Source organism: uncultured Mobiluncus sp., assembly GCF_902488535.1.
GTDB lineage: Bacteria > Actinomycetota > Actinomycetes > Actinomycetales > Actinomycetaceae > Mobiluncus.
This window is the reverse complement of sequence record NZ_CABTWO010000013.1, coordinates 1-20,762: the sequence shown is the minus strand read 5'-3', so window position 1 is coordinate 20,762 and position 20,762 is coordinate 1. Positions and strand designations below refer to the sequence as shown.

14 protein-coding genes and 2 pseudogenes are annotated in these 20,762 nt (G+C 55.6%); 6 read left to right on the top strand and 10 right to left on the bottom strand.

Annotated features, from left to right (window positions below):
• Positions 1-31 precede the first annotated feature (31 nt).
• From RDL66_RS05850 to RDL66_RS05830, 5 genes are read left to right on the top strand one after another with little or no spacing between them, the layout of a single operon-like run.
• Positions 32-265 (top strand): helix-turn-helix transcriptional regulator, encoded by a 234-nt coding sequence (locus RDL66_RS05850; RefSeq protein ID WP_308535836.1) that lies wholly within the window; start codon positions 32-34, stop codon positions 263-265.
• Entirely contained in the window at positions 262-2,223 is a 1,962-nt protein-coding gene (locus RDL66_RS05845; RefSeq protein WP_308535835.1) for a DNA methyltransferase, read from the top strand. Before RDL66_RS05850 ends, RDL66_RS05845 begins: the two co-directional genes overlap by 4 nt.
• Before the next feature lie 3 nt (positions 2,224-2,226).
• Positions 2,227-5,196, top strand: coding sequence for a type III restriction-modification system endonuclease (locus RDL66_RS05840; RefSeq protein ID WP_308535834.1), 2,970 nt, complete (start codon positions 2,227-2,229; stop codon positions 5,194-5,196).
• Entirely contained in the window at positions 5,193-6,833 is a 1,641-nt protein-coding gene (locus RDL66_RS05835; protein WP_308535833.1) for an AAA family ATPase, read from the top strand. Before RDL66_RS05840 ends, RDL66_RS05835 begins: the two co-directional genes overlap by 4 nt.
• The gene (locus RDL66_RS05830) at positions 6,830-7,960 is read left to right on the top strand and encodes a UvrD-helicase domain-containing protein (RefSeq protein ID WP_308535832.1); all 1,131 of its coding nucleotides are present in this window, start codon (positions 6,830-6,832) and stop codon (positions 7,958-7,960) included. The genes RDL66_RS05835 and RDL66_RS05830 overlap by 4 nt, the downstream gene beginning before the upstream one ends.
• Positions 7,961-8,194: 234 nt before the next feature.
• On the opposite strand, the pseudogene RDL66_RS05825 reads toward RDL66_RS05830, so the two are convergent.
• The 8 genes and pseudogenes from RDL66_RS05825 to RDL66_RS05790 all read right to left on the bottom strand — a co-directional run.
• Positions 8,195-9,121 (bottom strand): annotated as a pseudogene (locus RDL66_RS05825) (type I restriction-modification system subunit M); the annotation flags it as partial.
• Between the two features lie 142 nt (positions 9,122-9,263).
• Positions 9,264-10,175 carry a carbohydrate ABC transporter permease gene (locus RDL66_RS05820; protein WP_308535831.1) on the bottom strand — a complete coding sequence of 304 codons (912 nt, stop codon included), beginning with the start codon at positions 10,173-10,175 and terminating at the stop codon, positions 9,264-9,266.
• The gene (locus RDL66_RS05815; protein ID WP_308535830.1) at positions 10,172-11,143 is read right to left on the bottom strand and encodes a sugar ABC transporter permease; all 972 of its coding nucleotides are present in this window, start codon (positions 11,141-11,143) and stop codon (positions 10,172-10,174) included. Before RDL66_RS05815 ends, RDL66_RS05820 begins: the two co-directional genes overlap by 4 nt.
• 185 nt (positions 11,144-11,328) lie before the next feature.
• The gene (locus RDL66_RS05810) at positions 11,329-12,618 is read right to left on the bottom strand and encodes an extracellular solute-binding protein (protein ID WP_308535829.1); all 1,290 of its coding nucleotides are present in this window, start codon (positions 12,616-12,618) and stop codon (positions 11,329-11,331) included.
• Positions 12,619-12,840: 222 nt separating this feature from the next.
• Entirely contained in the window at positions 12,841-13,614 is a 774-nt protein-coding gene (locus RDL66_RS05805; protein ID WP_308535828.1) for a TraX family protein, read from the bottom strand.
• Positions 13,615-14,535 carry a sugar ABC transporter permease gene (locus RDL66_RS05800; protein WP_308535827.1) on the bottom strand — a complete coding sequence of 307 codons (921 nt, stop codon included), beginning with the start codon at positions 14,533-14,535 and terminating at the stop codon, positions 13,615-13,617.
• Positions 14,532-15,935, bottom strand: coding sequence for a sugar ABC transporter permease (locus RDL66_RS05795; RefSeq protein ID WP_308535826.1), 1,404 nt, complete (start codon positions 15,933-15,935; stop codon positions 14,532-14,534). The genes RDL66_RS05800 and RDL66_RS05795 overlap by 4 nt, the downstream gene beginning before the upstream one ends.
• A 111-nt stretch (positions 15,936-16,046) precedes the next feature.
• Positions 16,047-17,300 carry an extracellular solute-binding protein gene (locus RDL66_RS05790; protein ID WP_297722356.1) on the bottom strand — a complete coding sequence of 418 codons (1,254 nt, stop codon included), beginning with the start codon at positions 17,298-17,300 and terminating at the stop codon, positions 16,047-16,049.
• A 309-nt stretch (positions 17,301-17,609) separates the two neighbouring features.
• Here RDL66_RS05790 and RDL66_RS05785 point away from each other — a divergent pair, with 309 nt between their 5' ends.
• Positions 17,610-19,196 carry an alpha-amylase family glycosyl hydrolase gene (locus RDL66_RS05785; RefSeq protein WP_308535825.1) on the top strand — a complete coding sequence of 529 codons (1,587 nt, stop codon included), beginning with the start codon at positions 17,610-17,612 and terminating at the stop codon, positions 19,194-19,196.
• Between the two features lie 77 nt (positions 19,197-19,273).
• Here RDL66_RS05785 and RDL66_RS05780 read toward each other — a convergent pair whose 3' ends face one another.
• Together RDL66_RS05780 and RDL66_RS05775 are read right to left on the bottom strand one after the other, a co-directional pair.
• Positions 19,274-20,260 carry a malate dehydrogenase gene (locus RDL66_RS05780; RefSeq protein ID WP_296182730.1) on the bottom strand — a complete coding sequence of 329 codons (987 nt, stop codon included), beginning with the start codon at positions 20,258-20,260 and terminating at the stop codon, positions 19,274-19,276.
• Positions 20,261-20,384: 124 nt separating this feature from the next.
• Positions 20,385-20,762, bottom strand: a pseudogene (locus tag RDL66_RS05775) (glucose-6-phosphate isomerase); the annotation flags it as partial.

The window sequence follows — 20,762 nt, the reverse complement described above, 5'->3', positions numbered from 1 at the left end:
ACCCCAGCCAACGAAGAAACGGAGTCCCCACATGCCGAATAACCTACGTATGTCCTACAACCCGCTATGGAAACTCCTGATTGATAAAGGTATGAATAAAACCGACCTAGCCAAGCTAACTGTGCTAAGTGCATCAACCATCGCGAAACTCGGACGCGGAGGCAACGTCACCACCGACGTTCTTGCCCGCATCTGTGAAGCACTCGACTGCGACATCGCCGATATTTGCGAAGTCGTCCCGAACGAAGAGGAGGTCGTCCTATGATCCGCGACGCCCATCAGCACAACGAAACCGTCCAGCCAAACGATTTCGAGCTTGAGCGGCTACGTGCCGCGCTGCCCGAGTATTTCGACAGCAACGACGCATTCATGATCGACCGGTTCAAGGAGACCCTCCGCTCAGGCGACGTGAACCTCGCCAAAGAAGGCTACGAGCTGAAGTTCCTCGGCAAGTCCTACGCCAAGTACCTCACGTCAACCAAGACAGAGACCGTGGTCGTGCCCGACCTGGAACACAACAGCGAACCAGAAAACAAGGACTCCGAAAATCTCTACATCGTCGGCGACAACCTCGACGCCCTCAAACATCTGCTCGGTTCATACACCGGCCAGGTCAAGTGCATCTACATCGATCCGCCTTATAACACCGGCTCTGACGGGTTCGTCTACAACGACGACTTCGGCTTCACACCCAAACAACTCGTCGACAAGATCGGCCTGTCCGAAGACGAAGCCCAGCGAGTGCTCGACCTGCAAGGCAAGTCCTCACACTCCGCCTGGCTCACCTTCATGTACCCCCGGCTCCAACTCGCCAAGGAACTCCTCTCAGACGACGGCGTCATCTTCATCAGCATCGATGACAACGAACAATCAAATCTCAAGCTCCTCTGCGACGAGGTATTCGGTGAACAAAACCAGATTGGGCAAATTGTCTGGAAGACAGCAACAGATAACAACAAATCACAAATAGCCGCTGAGCACGAATACGTTTCATGCTACGCCCGCAATAGGGTCGTTCAAGAGGCTTGGGTCGCACCCAGCTATAAGTCGAATCTCATACTCAAGCAATACGAATCGTTAAAAGCAAAGTTCGGTAGCTCTCTGGATGAAATACAGAAAGGTTTGCGCAGTTGGATTAAAGCGCAGGGAAACCTTCTCGCCGGGGTAAAGCACTATGACAGGGTGGACGATAACGGTGTCTACTACCCTGGAAACTCGTCGAACACGAAGCCCGGAGGGTACCGATTCGATATCCTCCATCCCGAAACTCAACGGGTCTGTGCGAAACCTCAGAATGGCTATCGCTGGCCAGAGGAAACATTTCTTGCAGCCGCAGAGAGGGGGGATGTCGAGTGGGGATCAGATGAAACCACGGTTCCCAAGATCAAAAAGAGGCTCGAGACGGTTGAAGATACTTTGTCTAGCGTCTACTACGAGGATAACCGTGGGAACACTGCTCAACTTACTAAGTTGATGGGCGCGCGAGTCTTCGACAATCCGAAGTCTACGAATCTTCTCAAAAGGATAATTCGATTTGTCACACAAAGAGATAGTGTGATTCTTGACTTCTTCTCCGGTTCTGCAACAACTGCCGATGCTATTCTTCAACTCAACGCCGAGGACGGCGGTAATAGAAAATACGTTATGGTGCAGTTGCCCGAGAAGATCGAGCGGGGAAAGCCCGCATACGATGCTGGTTACCGCACGATTGATGAGATTGGTCGTGAGCGTATTAAGCGTGCGGCGGCGAAGATCAAGGACGAGACGGGCGCGGACATTGACTATGGCTTCCGGTTGTACCGGTTGGAGGAGCCGTCGGGGCAGGTGTTGGATCAGCTGGAAGCGTTTGATCCCGAGCAGGCGGATGCGTTGTTTGCTGGGGATTATGTGTCGAAGTTCGATCTGGATGAGACTCCTGGACATGACACGGTGTTGGCGACGTGGCTGGTGAAGGATGGCCACGGCCTGACCGCAACACCTGAGAGGGTGAAGCTGGCCGGGTATGAGCTGGATGTGTGCGGCGATTCCGCCTACATCATCAACACCGGGCTGACCAGTGATGACGTGGTGGCAATGGTTCGCATTCTCGAAAACGGTGAGCTGACGGTTTCCCGTGTGGTGGTGTTCGGCTATTCGGTCGAGTTCTCGGTGATGCACGAGTTGAAGAAGAATCTGGCCGTGTTGAAGTCCGGCAAGACAGTCACCGTGATCGAGAGGTTCTGACCCATGCAGATCAGACTTCAAACTCTTGAACACCAGCAACGCGCACTGACTGCGTTGACCCATGTGTTCGCGGACGTGGTATTGGATGATTCGTCTGCGATGGAAGCGAACCCAGTGTTCGATGTTGCCGACCGGCAGATCACCGACAACATTGCCGATCTTCAGGCGGGTTTGGTTGAGGGTGTGGAGGCGATTCCTCGCCCGTGGCGCACCCGCACCGATGATGGTGTGTTGGGTGTGGACGTGAAGATGGAGACCGGAACCGGCAAAACGCTGGTCTACACCCAGATGATGTACGAGTTTAACCGGCTCTACGGGTTCCACAAGTTCATTCTTTTGGTGCCGTCGACCCCGATTAAGGAAGGCACCAGGTCGTTTATCACCTCGGAGTATGCCCGACGCTATTTCGATGACGAGTATGGCAGCCGGTTGAAGCTCGACTTGGAGGTGCTTGACCCGCAGAAGCGGTCGAAGGGCAGGAAGATGTTCCCCTCGGCGATCGCGAGTTTCGTGCAGGCCTCTCGGCTCGCGAAAGGCCATATCACGGTGTTGTTGATGACTGATGGCATGTTGCAGTCGAAAGCCACGATGGCTGCAACCTATGACCAGACTGTGATGGGCATGTCGAGCCAGCCGTATGAGGCGCTGCGCCAGACCCGCCCGATCGTGATCATTGACGAGCCGCACCGGTTCCGCCGCGAGAACAAGACCTACAAGACTGTCCTCGAACAGCTGCGTCCTCAGGCGATTATCCGGTTCGGGGCGACGTTCCCGAAGAGAGAAAAGTCCGGGGTGACGGACTACAACAATCTGGTGTTCAACCTCGGCTCGGTGGAGGCTTTCAACGAGCAGCTCGTCAAAGGCGTCTCTATCCAGTACCCGCTGGACGAGGCGAGTGAGTCGACCAGGCTGCGGTTGACGAGCATGTCGCGGAGTAGACCGAAGACAGCAACGTTTGAGAATCTCGATACGCACAAGAAAACCACGCTGCACATTGGTGACTCGCTGGGGCAGGCTGACGGGGACTTTGCGGGCATCACGGTGGCCGAGGTTGGCAAGACCAGGGTGCCGGAGATCAAGTCGGGTGTGACCTTGTCGAACGACCAGATTCTTGGCACCGGGGACACGATCGTCAGCCGCGTCTACACCGAGACCTACCAGAGTCTGATGATGAAACGTGCGCTGGAGAACCACTTCGAAACCGAGTGGGTCAACTACCAGCGGGCGACAAAGGTGAAGACGCTGACCCTGTTTTTCATCGACTCGATCGCCTCCTACCGTGGCGTAGACGGCCCGGGCCATCTACGCACCCGTTTCCACGAACTGTTGCACCAACAACTCACCAAAGAGATCGACAAGCACAAGGAAGGCACCTCCCAGGCCGAACGCGACTACGTCGACTATCTGCGCGCCTCAGCAGCCGACGTGGCGGCCACGAACGGCGGCTACTTCTCAGCCGACAACTCCTCGAGTGATGAGGCAATCCAGGCTGAGGTCGACCAGATCCTGCGCGACAAGCAGTCCCTACTCTCGTTCACGAACCCGGACGGCACACCGAACACGATGCGGTTCATTTTCTCCAAGTGGACACTACGTGAGGGCTGGGACAACCCGAACGTGTTCCAGATCGTCAAACTTCGCTCCTCCGGGTCGGATATTTCCAAACTGCAAGAGGTCGGGCGTGGTCTGCGTCTGCCCGTGGACGTCAGCGGTAGCCGGTTGTCGCATGAACAGTTCTACCTGACCTACCTAATCGACTACACCGAGGAATCGTTCGCGCAGTCGCTGATCACCGAGATCAACTCCGACGCGGCAGCAACAGCACCGTCGGTGAAGGAACTCCTACCAGCCGTCGCCAAGGAACTCGGCAAAACCGAGACCGATTTGTTTATCGAGCTGCTTCAAGCCGGACTGGTCGACACGGACAAGAACGTCGTCGAAGGCAAGGAACAAGAACTGTTGGAGCGTTACCCGCAGTTCAATGTGGGCAAGGTTAAGCCCGACAAGGTTGTCACCGACGCTCGCAAAGCCAAGATCGGTATCCGCCCCAAACGGTACGCCGAACTCAAGCAGCTGTGGGAGGCGGTCAACGCCAAGTACTATCTGCGTCTCGACGACCTCACCGCCGACGAGATCGCAACCTGTATCGATCACATCCTCGACCAGGACATCTACACCCCGCAGGTGGGGCGCTTCGCTGAGGAAACCATCACCAAAGCAGACGACGGGAGCCTGACCACCAAGACGGCCACCAAGTCAACATTTGATATCGATGATCGGCTGGCCTATGGGGATTGGCTCAAGCAGGCATACCTGCAAACCTATCTGCCGATCAAAGCGATCCATACGGGCCTAGTGCGCCGCAACGCGAAGCAGAAACTGCCCGACGGGTTCTTCAACAAGGCCACCCTCGGCAAGTTCGTCGCCGAGTTCCAAACCTGGATGCAGCAGGAGTTCAAGAGCCGGTTCTCATACGCCCGCATCGACGGCCCGCTCGGAGCCACCGCACTGACAGGCACGAACGGCAAACCGTTGAAGAACATCGTCCAAGGCAACATCGGCATCTACCGCGACACTGATGCTGACGTGCCCGAGAAGTTCCTCTACGACGCGTTCGTCTACGACTCACCCAAGGAACGGGTCACGATCCGCGACTCTGTCCTCGACGAGGTCGTCGTCTACGGCAAGATCCCGCGCCGCTCCATCCGGGTGCCCGTGTACTTCGGCGGTACAACCAGCCCCGACTTCATGTACGTCCTCCAAGGCAGCGACGGGAAGCTCTCACTGAACTTCATCGTCGAAACCAAAGACGTCGACACGAAGGCAGACTTGCGAGAAACCGAGCAGCTACGTATCAAGGCAGCATGCAAGTTCTTCGAATCAATCAGCGGTGACAACATCACCGTCCGCTTCATGCCCCAACTCAAACACGACGACATCGTCACGCTTATCAAACAGGTGGTGGCTTCGTGATCACGAAAGTCCATATTCGCGGCTACCGAAAGTTCAAAGAGCTAGTTCTCAACCCCCACCACGAGATGAACATCATTGTGGGCGCAAATGAAGCGGGTAAATCCACTCTTCTCGAAGCGATCACAATGGCGCTCACTGGAAAGTTCGAAGGGGTGACCGCAAGCGAGGCGCTTAACCCCTACTGGTTCAACATGGAACTTGTCGATGCTTTCTTCAATGCACTCTCGAATACGAAGGCTGGAGCTCCACTTCCTGCGATTCCGGAGTTTCGTATCGATATACATCTTGAGGTTCCAGACGGGGAATCCCAGAAGATGCGGGGCATTCACAATATGCTAAAGGAGGATAGCGTCGGTCTTTCTGTTCACGCATATCCCGACCCCGATTATTCGGAAGAGATCGAGCAATATTTCCGAGAGGATAATTGTCCCCATATCCTCCCAGTTGAGTACTACCGCCTGGATTGGCGAGATTTTGCCGACCAAGTTGTCTATCGACGACCCAAAGAACTCGGAGTTGCTGTTATCGACACACGTACGATTCGCTCAGATCGAGGTATGGACTACTACACTCGCCAGATCGTCGAAGAACGCCTTGATCCTAAGGTGCGTAACCACGTCTCAGTTGAGCACCGTAAGATGAGGGCTTCTTTGGGTGATGGTTTGTTAACGGTGCTTGACGGAGCATTGGGCACGGACTTTTCCGTGTTTCGCCAGTTGAAGCTTGGTATTCAAGTTGATCAGTCGCGCTCATCATCATGGGCAAACACTTTGGTACCTGCGATTGACAAGGTTCCATTTTCTCAGTCTGGAAAGGGGACGCAGGCGATAGCGAAAACGGTTCTTGCGATGGGAAGGTCGTCTGAGTCTTCCGCCTACCTACTGGTTGAAGAACCAGAGAACCACCTCAGCCATACAAGCTTGCGCGAGCTGCTTTCTTACATTTCAGCACTGCGTGAGGGCCGACAGGTCCTCGTTACCACTCACAGCTCTTACGTCCTCAACCGCCTTGGCCTAGACCAGCTGGTTCTCCTACACGAGGGCACTGCGCACGCGTTCCAAGAACTGAGCGATGACACGTCAGAGTACTTCAAGAAACTTTCTGGATTCGACACGTTACGACTTGTCCTGGCGAAAAAGGCCGTGCTGGTTGAAGGGCCGTCCGACGAAATCGTTTTCAACAGATTCTTTCTCGATAAATACGGAGCTGAGCCCCTCGACTACGGAGTGGATGTCATATCAATCGGTGGAGTCTCGTTCCGTCGAGGATTCGAACTAGCTTCAGTGCTGAATCGGCAACTCGTAGCGCTACGCGACAACGATGGCAAGACCCCCGAACACTGGCAGGACAAGATAAAGGAGTTCACAAAACCCAACGAACGTGAACTCTTCGTTGGCGACCCCAACTTAGGGAGGACACTCGAGTATCAGATTCAGTCGGCGAATAGTGAAGATACGATTCGAACAGTTCTCGGGATAGACAACGAGACAGACCTTTTGGATTGGATGTCGACACACAAGACGGCTACGGCGCTCAAAATTGCGACTTCACCGGTAAAGCTCAATCCTCCCAAATACATCGCAGATGCAATAAACTCGCTTAACAGCGTCGTGAGCAGGACCAGCGGATTATCGTGATCCATAACTTCGTTCACGCTTGTGCTGGAGCAGGGAAAACAGAGCGTATCGTCCAAAGATGCGCTAACACGGCGGATAAAAAGAAACGACTGGTCATTACACTCACTGACTCCGGGCAAGCAGAGCTCATTTCGCGACTCTCCGGCGCGTGCAGCAAGTCTCAAATGCCAGACGTCATGGGTTGGTATGCATTCATGATCAGACACTACGTCCGACCATACCTTCCCGTCCTATTCCCGCATGTACGCCCTACAGGATTCATTTTTGACCGTGCCATGCACCCCAAGGACCACTTCAAATTAAGAGGGAGCTGGCGCTATTTTTCCTCGAATGGTTCGATATACAAAGAAACATTGCCCGAGCTTGCAGTCAAGGTCGCCGAAGCTTCGCAGGGTGCAGTTGAAAAACGGCTAGGCCGCATCTACGACGAAATAATCATCGACGAAGTCCAAGACATCAGTCGAAAAAGCCTCGACATCATTGAGCGACTCTTGAGCCAAGCGACACCGCACCTGTTCTTGGTCGGCGATGTCAGGCAATCCCTGCTTGATAGCGATCAGACGTCATCGAAAAACCGAAACGCGGATCGTCTTGGACTCATCAACTGGTACCGGAAACACGAATCGGCGGGCCTCCTTGAAATCGCAGAGCTATGTGAAACCTGGCGATCAAACCAGAGAATTGCTGACTTCTCAGACCGTATTTTTCCCACTGAACTGGGATTCGCTCCAACGAACTCCCAAAACCAGACGGTAACTGGACACGACGGTGTCTTTCTCGTCCATGAACGACACCTCGCAACCTATCTAGAAAACTATCATCCGATGCCTCTGCGCAGCAGTAAAGCATCCGGCAAGCACCTTACTGATTTGGAATTCAAAAACATCGGAACGGTCAAGGGACTCACCTACGAACGGGTGATCATCGTTCCGACCAATCCCATTCTCAAACTGATTGCAGACGGCACGCCTTTGGCAGACAAGAGCGCTTGCCTCTTCTACGTTGGCATCACAAGAGCAAGAGCATCAGTCGCCATAATCGTCAACGACAAAACCCTGACGCGAAGGCTTCGAGAAAACCCATTCATTCCTATTAGCGTATGGGCTCCAGGCACTTCCGAACAGTAGTCGCTGTAGACATTTTGACGCGCCCCGATACCTTTTGACGGCTCCACGCCTCACTCGCAAGGTGGGTGCAAAACCCGGTCAGCATTCCGTCGTGGTTCCACAATCGCCCCGCGCACGCAGCCACGCTGACACCCGCGTCGCGACCTGCTGAAGCCGAACGGTCGGCGTTCCCCGCGTTACCGCGCCGTTTCACGCGGCGAGCACACAATCGCGCACATCGTTAGTTTGTATCACTCGCGCTATCCAACGTTTGGAAACGATGGCCTGAAATGGCTCGAAGTCCCAGTGCGCCGGGTCAGTCAAGGTGTCCCCCAGCGCAATGTCGAACTTGGAAAAGTTCACTCCGTGCAAGAACATATTGATGCGGCACAGGTTATAGGTGGTGAGGTTGATCTCCTGACCAAAGAAACCCTCTTCCACATTTTCCAGACCCAGGATTTTCGCGAACTTCAACAGCAGCGAACCCGAACCGCAAGCCGGGTCGTAAACCCGATTTACGCGATTCTTGCCCAACACCGTGATGCGGGCAATCAACTCGGCGACGCACTGGGGGGTAGAGAACTCACCGCCGGATTTTCCCGCCGAAGAGGCATACATGGTCATCAGATACTCGTAGGCATCGCCGAAGGTGTCGATGTTCGTGTCTCGGTAGCCGCCCAGTTCCAAGTCGCCGATGGCGTCGAGCAGCTTCGTGAGTTTCTCGTTACGCTGGGCAATCGTGTTGCCGAGTTTCGCGCTGTTCGTGTCGATATCAGCAAACAGTCCCTTCATGTCGTCCTCGGAGCTGGTGCCCACCGCCGAGGCTTCGATGTTTTGAAACACCCGCGCCAGCGTTTCATTGAGATTCTGGTCGTGCGGAGCGTGTTCGCGCACGTTAGAAAACAAATCTGAGGGGCGGATAAAGAAGCCAAGGGTGTTTACCAGGTATTTGCTCTGAACCTCAGCCTCGTCGTCTGGCAGCAGGGAATAGTCAAAGTCCGGGCTGCCAGCCTCAGCTTGGACTTGTTCCACAAAAGCGATGATGTGCTCGGAGATGAAACGATAGAACAGCATTCCCAACACGTAGGCTTTGAAATCCCAGCCGTCCACACTGCCGCGCAGGTCGTTGGCGACCCGCCAAATCGTGCGATGCAAGTTAGAGCGCTCGTCTGTTGGTGACACAAGTTCCTCCCGTTTATCCGTATACATCCAACTTTACTTAGCAACCGCAGCCTAATGATGCGCTTTTGCAGCAAATCTCGGCTCGTAGCACGAAAATTTCGCTCCTTCGACTTAGCGCCACGACCACTGCAAACGGCCTAGATTACCCCTTCACGGAGCCGGCCATCATGCCGCCGACGAAGTACTTGCCCAACGCGATGTAGACCAGAAGCGTCGGGACGGAGGCAATCAGGGCGCCCGCCATGGAACCGCCATAGTCAGCCATGATAGAGCCGTGCGCCAGCTCGTTCAGGGACAGGGTCACCGGACCGCGCTGGGAACCGCCGCCAAAGAACAGGGCAAACAGGAAGTCGTTCCACGCGGAAGTAAACTGCCAAATCAGCACTACCACGAAAGACGGAATAGAAATCGGTAACACCACATTAAAGTACGTGCGCAACATTCCCGCCCCGTCGATACGCGCGGCCTCGATGAGGTCCCTGGGCACGCTCTCGTAATAGTTACGGAAAATTAGGGTCGTAATGGGGATGCCATAGATGATGTGCATCAAAATCAGGGTGTGAATCCCGAAACCAATCTGGGAGGCCACCACCATGCGCATCATCGGAATCATGACGGCCTGGTAAGGGATGAACATGCCGAACAAAATCAGGGTGAACACCACGTTCGCTCCGGGGAACCGCCAGCGCGACAGGACGAAACCGTTAGCGGAACCGAGCATGGCCGAAATAATCGAGGACGGAATCACCAGCATCAGGGAGCGCAACAGCCCGCCCTGCAGCTGATCCCAGGCTCGAGCCCAGTTATCGGTGTTCCATTCAGCAGGCAGATACCAAGTCCGGGACGGGTCGGCCTCCCCCGCGCCCTTGAAAGACGTAATCAACAGCACGTAGACCGGCATGAGGACCATGGCGAGGGAGAAAATCAAGAGCACGTAGCGAAAGACTTTGCCGACGCTGACTCCGCCCCGTTTCTTTCCTACCGAACCGTTGGCGTTGACCTTTTTTGTCGTAATCGCGGCAGCACCCGCGTCGATTGCAGCGGCGGAACTCATCGGTTGGCCTCCTTCGCATCGTGAATCAAGTAGGGCACCACCAGCAGCGCCACAATCACCAACAGAACCGTGCCGACCGCGGCCGCGTTCGAGTAATCCGAAACCGTCATGAAGTTATACATATCGATGGCCGGAACCTTGGTCTGATAGAACGTCTGGTCCGCCACCGCCATAATCAAGTCGAAAGACTTCAGCGACATATGCCCGATGATGATGACCGCGCTGAGCGCCACGGGCGCGAGCTGCGGAAAGATGATGTAGCGGTACAGCTGCCATTCGTTAGCGCCGTCTACGCGCCCGGCCTCCCGCAAGTCATCGGGAACCCCGCGGAATCCCGCCAGGAACAGGGCCATCACGTAGCCCGAGAGCTGCCACACGGCGGGAATCCCCACCGCTAGCACCCCGAAAGAGGGGTTGGAAATCCAGTCGTTTTGCAGCCCGCCCAGGCCAATCATCTGGAGCAAACGGTTCAAACCGGAGGCGTTCTCATTTTGAGCGGAGTTCAGCATCCAGCGCCACACCACACCGGAGGCGATGAACGATACCGCCATCGGGAACAGGAATACGGAACGGAAAATCCCTTCGCCTTTAATGGGTTTATCCAACAGCCACGCCCAGACGAACCCAAAGAACAGCGTACCCACCAGGAACATTACCGTGAACATCAACAGGTTAATCAAGGAGTGTTGAAAATCCTTGTCCCCGAACAACGCCGCGAAGTTTGCAAACCCCACAAATTTAACCGGTTCCACCCCCGAAACTTGCGGCGCGGAGTGATTGTCTTGCAGGGACGTGAACAAGTTAGACCCCAGCAAACCGTATACAAAAATAGCCACGAGGATGATTGATGGCGACACCAGTAACAGTCCGGGTCCCCACTGCTTAATGCCGTTCGAACTGCGTGCTCGTTTACGCTTCATCGGTGCCCTAGCCTTTTCAGGTGCCTTGACGGCGGCGTTGCCTGACATTTTTGTCCCCTAAATTATGGTCGATGTGGTTGAGATTGTTGGGTTTCGCATCGGTGTGCACCAGGTTCTCCGCTCACCTCTGCCGACTGCACAAGGTCGGTTGATGCGCCCCAGTTCAGCCTTACGCCGGCGGGTTTTTGCCATTTTGAAAAACCCGCCGGCGTAAAGACTTGCCTGTTTGAGGGCTACTTCGCAGCAGCCGCTGCAGCCAGCTCACTTTGGAGAGCCGCAACGTCCTTGCTGGAGTTGAACTTGCCCAGAGCGCTCTTCATCTTTTCGGTGGCCGCCAGAGGCAGAGCCGCACCGTGAGCGATAGAAGAAACGATGGTGTCCTTACCGAACGAATCCATTGCGGAACGCTGGTAATCCGAGAACTTCGACAGTTCATCGGCGGTCAGGTCGGAACGAGCCGGAATAGAGCCCTTAGCCACGTTGAAAGCAATCTGGCCTTCCTTGGAGGAAATGGTGTTCAACCAAGCCTTCGTGCCATCGGGGTGCTTCGCGCCCACCGGCAGGGTGAAGGAGTCAGCCAGGAAGTCGAACACGCCATCGGTGCCCGGAACCGGGAAAGTCACGTAGTCCTTATCCCATACCTTCTTGGCGTTCTCCCAAGCCGGAGGCGCCCAGTCGCCCATCACGTTGTAGGCAGACTTGCCTTCGATGACAGGTTTCATGGCAGGTTCCCAGTCCTCAGAGAGCAGGGACGGATCGGCGTAGGTCAAAATCTTGGCGTAGTCATCCAAAGCAGCCTTGACTTCCGGACCGCTCCAATCAGTCTTGCCATTCATCAAGCCGTTGTAGGCATCGGCGCCCAAGTCAGCAAGCAGGACGGTTTCCAGCAATTGCAGCTGGGTCCAAGTGGCGCCTACGGTAATCGGGTACTGTACCCCGGCAGCCTTGAGCTTCTCCATGTCAGCAATCCAGCCCTTGATATCTTTCGGCGGAGCCTTGGGATCCAAACCGGCCTTTTGCATGACCTCAACATTAGCCCACACTACGTTAGCGCGGTGAATGTTAGAGGGGACGGAGTAAATCTTGCCATCCACGGTCAGGAGGTCAACTAGGTCAGCCGGGAAGGCATCGCGCAGCTTGAACTCGTCGTACAGGCCAGAAACGTCCTCAAGGTATCCCGCGGCAATATCCGAGGAAAGCTCGGCGCCAGCGTGAGCCTGATAGGTGTCTGGCGGGTTCTTTGCCGCCAAGTCCGCAGCCAGCTTCTGCTTTGCGTTGGTGCCGCCACCACCGGATTCGGACTGCTTAATCAGTTCCACATCCGGGTGCTGCTCCGCAAAGACTTTCTTTAAGGCGTCAAAACCCTCTTTCTCAGAGCCTTGCTCCCACCAGGTCACGACACCCACTTGAGAGGCGCTGCCAGCGGCGTCGCCGCCGTCTTTACCAGCGTCAGAGGCCTGAGAGCAGGCCGTCATAGTTAGACCGAGGGCCAGAGCGCCCGCAGCCGCAATGAGCTTTCGCATTGAAACTCCAATCAGTTAACTTCATTGTCGTTGTTCCCCGATGGCATCTTTACCCGTCAGGGACAAATAACATTCTCTCATATATTCCGTCAGGTCTCGATGGAAAATGGCCGCAACATTACGTTTTTACCTTCAGGACCTCACACGACTAGGGTATTTTGTAAATATTTTGTCAATCCTATGGTTTCCCGCAGGCTGTGTTGCTCAGCTGTCCGCACCTGCCTAAAGCAACAGGGCGCGCCACGACGTCCCCAGCATCAGGAGCAGCGGATAGACTGCGTAGCAAAACCACCGGGTATTGGCGTTGAGATACCCCAAGGTTTCGTTGCGATAGTGCAGAAAAGCCACTCCGATAGCTGGAGTCACCAGGCTCACGGCACCCAGCAACCCGGCTGTCATCATCATGGTGTTTTCCCGTAGCCTCAGCAGGGAAAAAATCAGCGTGAAACCAATCAGCAAACATCCGATGTTGATGACACCTTGACGGGTTCCCAAGTGCAGCAGCAGTGCCCAGAGTATTCCGGCAACGGACAGCGCCACCGCACCCATCCACGCTGGTGCGCCCGACCACCGTTTGCGAATGTAGTCGATGAGAATCAACACCAGCAACGCCAGGGCGAGGCCGAACACCGGATTCTGCGAAGCCCAGTCCACTGGCCGGTTGAAAGTCACCAGGTCGTAGGGAACTTCGCAGACCAGAGCCAAAATGACCAGGCGGAGCAGGTAGCGCCAGCGGTTAGCAGTCCAAGTGAACCCTTCCGCGAGGAGCCACGCATAAATCGGCACCGCACACCACGAAACGACTTCGCTGAGCACCGCCGCGGTGAGCGCTCCGAAGTTATTTTTCAAATCAGTTCCGAAAAAGTACGGAACCACCGTGGTGGACGCCACTTGGAGAGACAGGAAGATACCGGCGATGACCTTGAGGCGAAGATTGCTCAGACCACGCATCCGCTCCGGTCCGGTTTCAGGCACACTGTTGTTAGACGACGCCATCTAGCCCTTCACCGAACCGGACATGGACTCCTGGTAGAAACGCTGCATAACGATGAACAGAATGGCAATTGGTACCGACACCAGCACAGCCCCCGCCGCGAAACGCGCGAACCAGGTGTGGATGTATTCCTTTTCCAGCATCAACCACAAGCCCAAAGCCACGGTGTAGTCCGACTGGGTGCGGGCGATGACTTTCGCCATCACGAAGTCCAGCCACGGCCCCAAGAAACTCACGATGGCCTGGTAGACGATCATGGGTTTACAGATGGGCAGGATAATCTTCCAAAACACCTGGGAACGGGTGCAGCCGTCCAGAATCGCGGCCTCGTCCAGAGAGTTCGGGATGGTATCCATGTACCCTTTCATAACATAGAAGCCCGCGCCGGAACCGGCGGAATACACCAGAATCAAAGCGAGAATCGTCATGCCGCCGCCGGTCAGACCCACCGCCTTTAATATGAAGTAGATGGCGGAAACAGCCATGATGCTGGGGAACATACCCAAAATCAGCACCACGCTCATGAAGGTGCGGCGCAAACGGAACCGCATCCGGCTCATGACGTAAGCCACCATCAGCACGAAGAACACGGAAATCACGCAGGTGAAGCAGGCGATGATGAAGGTGTTCAGGTACATCCGGGGGAAGTCCATGACGGAACGATCGGTGAAAATCTTGATGTAGTTATCCAGCGAAAACTCGCGGGGAAAGAACGTCTTGGTGTAGGGGGCGGGATCCTTGTTGAAAGATTCGGCAACGACCCACACAATCGGCAGCAGCCAGATGACCGCCATGATAGCAAGGAACGCGTGGACCACGATGTCCCCGACCATGCGGCGCTTACTGAGACTGCCCATGATGGACGTTTTGGATTCGGCACGAGGGGTGGCCTCAACTGTTGTGTTGGTAGCGGATGTGTTCATCGGAAGGCCTCCTCATTCTTGAAGGAACCGGATCTCCGGTAGGTAATGAGCGACACCACCGCCAGCACGATGAAGGTCATGATACCGATGACCGCACCGAGGTTGTAGTCGTTTTTGTCTACCGTAAGTTTGTACAGCCAGGTAATCAAAAGGTCGGTCTTGCCGGCGGAATCTCCCACCGGTACGGGCGCTCCGCGGGACAGCAGGTAAATAACGTTGAAGTTATTGACGTTGGCTGTGAAAGTCGTAATCAGATAGGGAGTGAGCACGAAGATGATGTAGGGCATGGTGATGTTGCGGAAAATCACCCAAGAGTTAGCCCCGTCAATCTTGGCTGCTTCGTACTGGTCGGCAGGAATGTTTTGTAAAATGCCCGTAACCTGCATAATCGTGAAAGGAATACCGACCCAGAGGTTCACCACGATGACGGTGACGCGAGCCCAAGTGGCATCCGTAAAGAAGGGCAAGGCTTGGTCAATCCATCCCCAGTCCATCAGCAACCGGTTGATAGCGCCTTGCGGCTGCAGCATTAGGTTGATGACCAGTAGGGACACGAACTGCGGCACCGCGATAGACATTGAGAAGCACGCCCGCCAAAAATTCTTAAAGCGGGTGGTTTTCCGGTTGATGAGCATGGCCATGAACATGCCCAAGAAAAAGTTGAGGAAGGTCGCAAAGATAGCCCACACCAGGGTCCATATCAGCACGGAACTAAAGATTCGCAGGTTCACATCCCCGGAGGAATTGGCAAAAATCGCCGCAAAATTTTTCAACCCTACCCAGTCGAAAAGTACCAGGTGTTTGTGGTCATAGCTGGTGAAAGCCATGGAAATCATGAATAGCAGCGGCAGTACGGTAAAGGTGAGGATGCCTAGAGTCGGCAGGAACAAAAAGCCGATATGGGATCGCTTGTCCAGCAAATCCGCAATGTCCTCGCGTATCGAAGGAGCTCTACCGTGTTTCGCGGTCAGCACCTGGGCCTTGTAGGCCGAACGCACCGAAAGATTCCACAAACCGATGAACGCCAGAATGATGAGTATCGTGGCCACACCGTAGAGCAGGATGATGACCGAGTTGTCCCCGGCAGTGTACTCCCAATAGCCGTCGACCAGCACCTTGCCTCGCTGTTGGTCACCAAGTCCGGGAAGTTTCGCGAGGAAACCCAAACCGTTGGTGAACAGGAAGGCAAAGAACGCTATCTCTAAAAGTAGGAAGAGCGCCCCTTTTACTATTTGGCGGTGCGTCAGGTTGCCCAGTCCGAAGATTACGGCGGACGCTTTGGTAATGGCGTCGCCTTCCCGGAAAGCAGCTTTGAGGCTATAGGGCGAGGGTGAGACGTAGTCTTTCCCGAGTTTCTTACGTAGCCTCGCCTCGCGTTTTGACGTTTGCGTTGCGTCCATTCAGGTTTCCTTCTCAGTGAAAAGGCCGCCGGTAAAACCCGCGGTCGGGCTGCGGGGCCGCTGGGGGGATTGCCACTCACCAGCGGCCCGACAGCTTCGAGATGTAGTTATCTAGCCAACCATCTTGGCCAGTTGCTCAGACCATTTCTGGGTTTGAGCTTCGGCGGTGGCCTCCGTGATTTCCTTGTTCAAAATGCCCTTGCCGAAAGCCTCGGCCGGATCCCACCAGGAACCCATCGCGGAGATTGTCGGCTGCAGGATGGAAGCCCCAGAGATGACTTCCAGCTGAGCCTTGGCGGCGAAGTCGTCGTCCGTAACGGAGTCGACCAGGGACTTGTCGGTCGGGACAATGCCGCGCATCTCGTAGTGAGCCTTTTGGGCTTCGGTGGAGCCCAGGAACGCCGCAAACTGAGCGGCAGCCTTGGCGTTCTTGGCGTGCGGGTTGTAAGCCACGGCCTTGGAACCGGCGAAAGCCTCCATCTGAACGTCTTTGCCGTCCAGCTTGTAGGTCGGCAGCTTGGCGGCGGCGTATCCATCGCCCAGGGCTTCCTTAACGTTGGCGGCATCCCAAGTCCCGGAGAACAGCACATCGGTGTCACCGGCCTTCAGCGCGCCCAGGCCGGAGCCTTCCGCGTCATCCATAAAGTTCGGGTTATTGGCTAAGCCGACCAGGTACTTCGTTACCGCGGTAGCGGCAGCATCGCCATCGGCAAAAGTGATGCCCTTCGTAGCATCGTTGCCTTTGTCACCAAAGAACGTCAGGCCTGCGCCCTTGGTGTAGAAGGATTGAATGTACCAGGAGTTGTCGAGCGGGAAAGACACCTTGCCTTTAGCGAGCATCGCGTCTAAAGACTTCGCGTCATCAGCCGAGAACTTCTTTGAGTTGTAGTACATGAACCAGGTGTTAGATGTAAAGGGAACACCGTAAATCTTGCCATCGGTACCGGTGACCGAGTCCACCATGGACGGTTCGTTCTGTTCCTTGACCTGCTTGGCTTCGTTCTCGCCCAGCTCGCCGATAGCCTCGGCATCGAGCAAGCCGCCCAGCTGGTCGTTGGCAAACATGTAAACATCAGCGGCAGCGGCCGGATCGGTCTCTACCTTAGTCTTGGCGTCGCCCTCAGAGACCACGTCGTTCTTCCAGGTAATCTTGTATTCGGGATGAGCCTTCGCGAAGGATTCCTCCATCTTAGCCAGCCAGCTGTTACCGTCCGCTTGGTCCTCTTGAGGAGCCCACACAGACAGCGACACATCCTCGGACTGTCCGCCGGCGCTATTCCCGCCAGCGCCACCGCAGGCGCTCATGGACAGGGCCACCGCCGAGGCGGCTATCAGACCAAAGGCTTTCTTAAACGTCATGGACATTAATTTTCCTTTCGACAGGCGAGGAGGATTTCTCCCCAGCTCAGGAAGTTCCGCAAAGCGGCGGAAAAACCGACCGTTTTGTCGGAACAAACATTAATTTTAGATGCTAGCATTTTCTTTCTTGCAGGGAAGGGGGATTAAAGTCCTAAATTTTGTAGCCCATTGCCCTGTCACAAAGCGAGAGGGCTCACAAGGCGTTTACACCGGTTTTTCCGTGACGGATTCGGGGGCAAACACCCCCGAGCCTTCTGTAAGATGTTCTGAGGTCCTTGCGACCTCTCGATAGCGAACCTCTGAGAAAGGATCACTGTGAACGCCCCATACCCCCGTCCAAAGTGGCTGAATAACGCGGTTTTCTATGAAATTTATCCCCAGAGTTTTCAGGACTCCAACGGGGACGGCATCGGGGACATTCCGGGCATTATTTCCCGGCTGGACTATCTCAAAGAGTTGGGGGTCGATGCGCTGTGGCTCAATCCCCTGTTTGATTCGCCTTTCAAGGACGCGGGATACGACGTACGCGACTACAAGTTAGTGGCCCCTCGCTACGGCACCAACGAGGACTTGGTAAAACTGTTTGACCAGGCACATGCCCTGGGAATTCACGTGCTGTTGGACCTGGTGCCCGGCCACACTTCTGAAGAACACGCCTGGTTCCAGTCCAGCTCACGCCCCGAACCGAACGAGTTTTCGGACCGCTACGTGTGGACCGACTCTTGGATTGCCGGGGGCGACGGCTACCCCTTTATTGGCGGGGAAACGGAACGCGACGGAACCTATATCCTCAACTTCTTCAAATGCCAGCCGGCCTTGAACTACGGTTGGGCCCACCCGAAATATCCCTGGCAAGACCCAGCTTTAGGTACCTCTGCCCGGAAAACCTGTGACGCGATGGTCGATGTCATGCGCTTTTGGCTCTCTGCCGGTGCCGACGGATTCCGGGTAGACATGGCAAACTCCCTGGTGAAACACGATGATGAAGGCAAGCCGTACACCATCAAGACCTGGCATTATATGTTTGACCAGATTCGTCCCGAGTTCCCCGAAGCCGCGTTTGTAGCCGAGTGGGGCGTCCCCAGCGAGTCGGCACTAGCCGGGTTTGACATGGACTTTTACCTGGATTGGCGGTGGGACAATCACCCGAACGGCTACAACATCTTGCTGCGTAACACGAACACTCCGTATGCGCGGGAAAACGACCTGAGCTACTTCAACACGGACGCTCCCACCAGCATCTGCGGATTCCTGGAGCAATACGAGCCGCAACTGCGCGCCGCCGAGAAAACCGGGGCCTTTTTCAGCCTCATCACCTGCAATCACGACACTTGGCGGGTGGCGCCCCGACTGACCGAACGTGAACTCAGTTTGGCGTGGGCGACGATACTGACCTTGCCGGGAGTTCCGTTTATCTATTACGGAGATGAGATTGGCCTGCGCCACCAGCTGCTGCCCACCAAGGAGGGCGGTTACGTGCGTACCGGCGCCCGCACCCCGATGCAGTGGGATAGCACTGATAACCTGGGATTTTCCACGGCTGCAACAGCGAATCTCTATCTGCCGGTCGACACCAGCGCGGATGCTCCCACCGTGGCGGTCCAGCGCGCCCAACCGGATTCTTTGTGGCACACGGTGGCGCGCGTGTTGGAATACAAACGGGAACTCCCGGCTTTGGCGGCTGACGGCGCTTTCACCGTCCTCAGCGCCGAGCCGGAAGGGCGTTTATTTGTTTTCAAACGCGAAAATGCCGCGCAAAGCCTGATTGTGGCGGTCAATCCGGCGCACGCTCCCGCCGAATATGATTTGGCACAAGCGCGCTCGGTGCGTTTTAGTATCGGCTCGGCCCAGGTGGTGGGAACCACGCTAAAGCTGGGACCCCAAAGTTTCGCGATGCTGTAAACGAAACCCAAAACTAGGGTTTAAACCAGTTTGGGAGCCAGAATCTGGCTCCCAAACTGAGAAATCTTGGCGGCGATTTACATAATGCCCAAGGACTTCACGGTGTCGATTTCCTCAGAAGCCTTGTCCGCATTGAACTTAATCTTTGCCTTGGTCTTGTCCGAAAGCTCGAGACCTTCCACAACCTTCCATTCCTTGCCGTCGGAAGTCACGGGGAAGCCGTAGGAAAGACCCTCGGGAACACCGTACTGGCCGGTCGAAGGAATAGCGGCGGTGACCCAGTCGCCCGCGGGAGTGCCACAAGCCCAGGAATGCATGTGGTCGATAGCCGCGGCAGCCGCTGAAGCGGCGGAGGACTTGCCGCGAGCCTCAATAATGGCCGCACCACGCTTGGCCACGGTCGGAACGAAGTAATCGTCCAGCCAAGCCTCATCGACTAGGCCGCACGCTGGCTTGCCGTCTACCTCGCAGAAAGAGATGTCCGGGTACTGGTCAGCAGAGTGGTTGCCCCACACAATCATCTTTTTGATGGTGGACACCGGCACGTTGAGCTTTTCAGCCAGCTGGCTCAGAGCGCGGTTGTGATCCAAACGCATCATGGCGTTGAAACGCGAGGCGGGAACATCCGGGGCGGATGCAGCAGCAATAACCGCGTTGGTGTTCGCCGGGTTGCCCACCACCAAGATACGCACGTCATCAGCGGCGTTGTCGTTGATGGCCTTGCCTTGCGGACCAAAAATACCGCCGTTGGCGCTGATCAAATCCGCGCGTTCCATGCCCTGCTTACGCGGCATTGAACCGACCAACAGGCCGAAGTTGCAGCCTGAGAACGCCACGTTCGGGTCGTCGGTGATGTCGATACCATCCAACAGAGGGAAAGCGCAGTCATTCAGTTCCATGGCGGTGCCCTCGGCAGCCTTCAGAGCCGGGGTGATTTCCAACATTTTGATACGAACCGGCTGATCCGGGCCGAGCATTTCGCCGGAGGCGATGCGGAATACCAGCGCGTATCCGATATTGCCAGCAGCACCGGTGACGGTAACATTTACAGGACTTTTAGCCATTGATTTAACTCCTTTGTATCGTGTTAAACGCTTCCACTCTGAGCGTCAGCATTCATTACTTTAGCGCAAAAAGCCACGATGAGGGTAAACCGAGCCCCTTGAAAAAACGCAGAATTTCACCCGCTTACTTGTGGGCGAAATAGTATTCCAGCAGTCCCCGGGTCGAAGCGTCCGCCTGCGCCAAGGCATCGGCGTCTCCGCTGATGGCGGGCCCCAGATTGATGGCCATCGCCTTGCCCAGCTCCACGCCCCACTGGTCGAAAGAATCAATGCCCCAGATTGCGCCTTCGACCAGCGTAATCATCTCGTACAGGGCGATAAGCTCGCCCAGTACTTTCGGGGTGAGGGCCGGGGCCATGATGGAAGTCGAGGGGCGGTCGCCCGGGAAAGTCCGGTGCGCCACCAACTCTTCCGGCGTGCCTTCCGCGCGCACCTCGTCGGGAGTTTTCCCAAAAGCCAGCGCCGCGCTCTGGGCAAAGAAGTTACCCAGGAACAGTTCGTG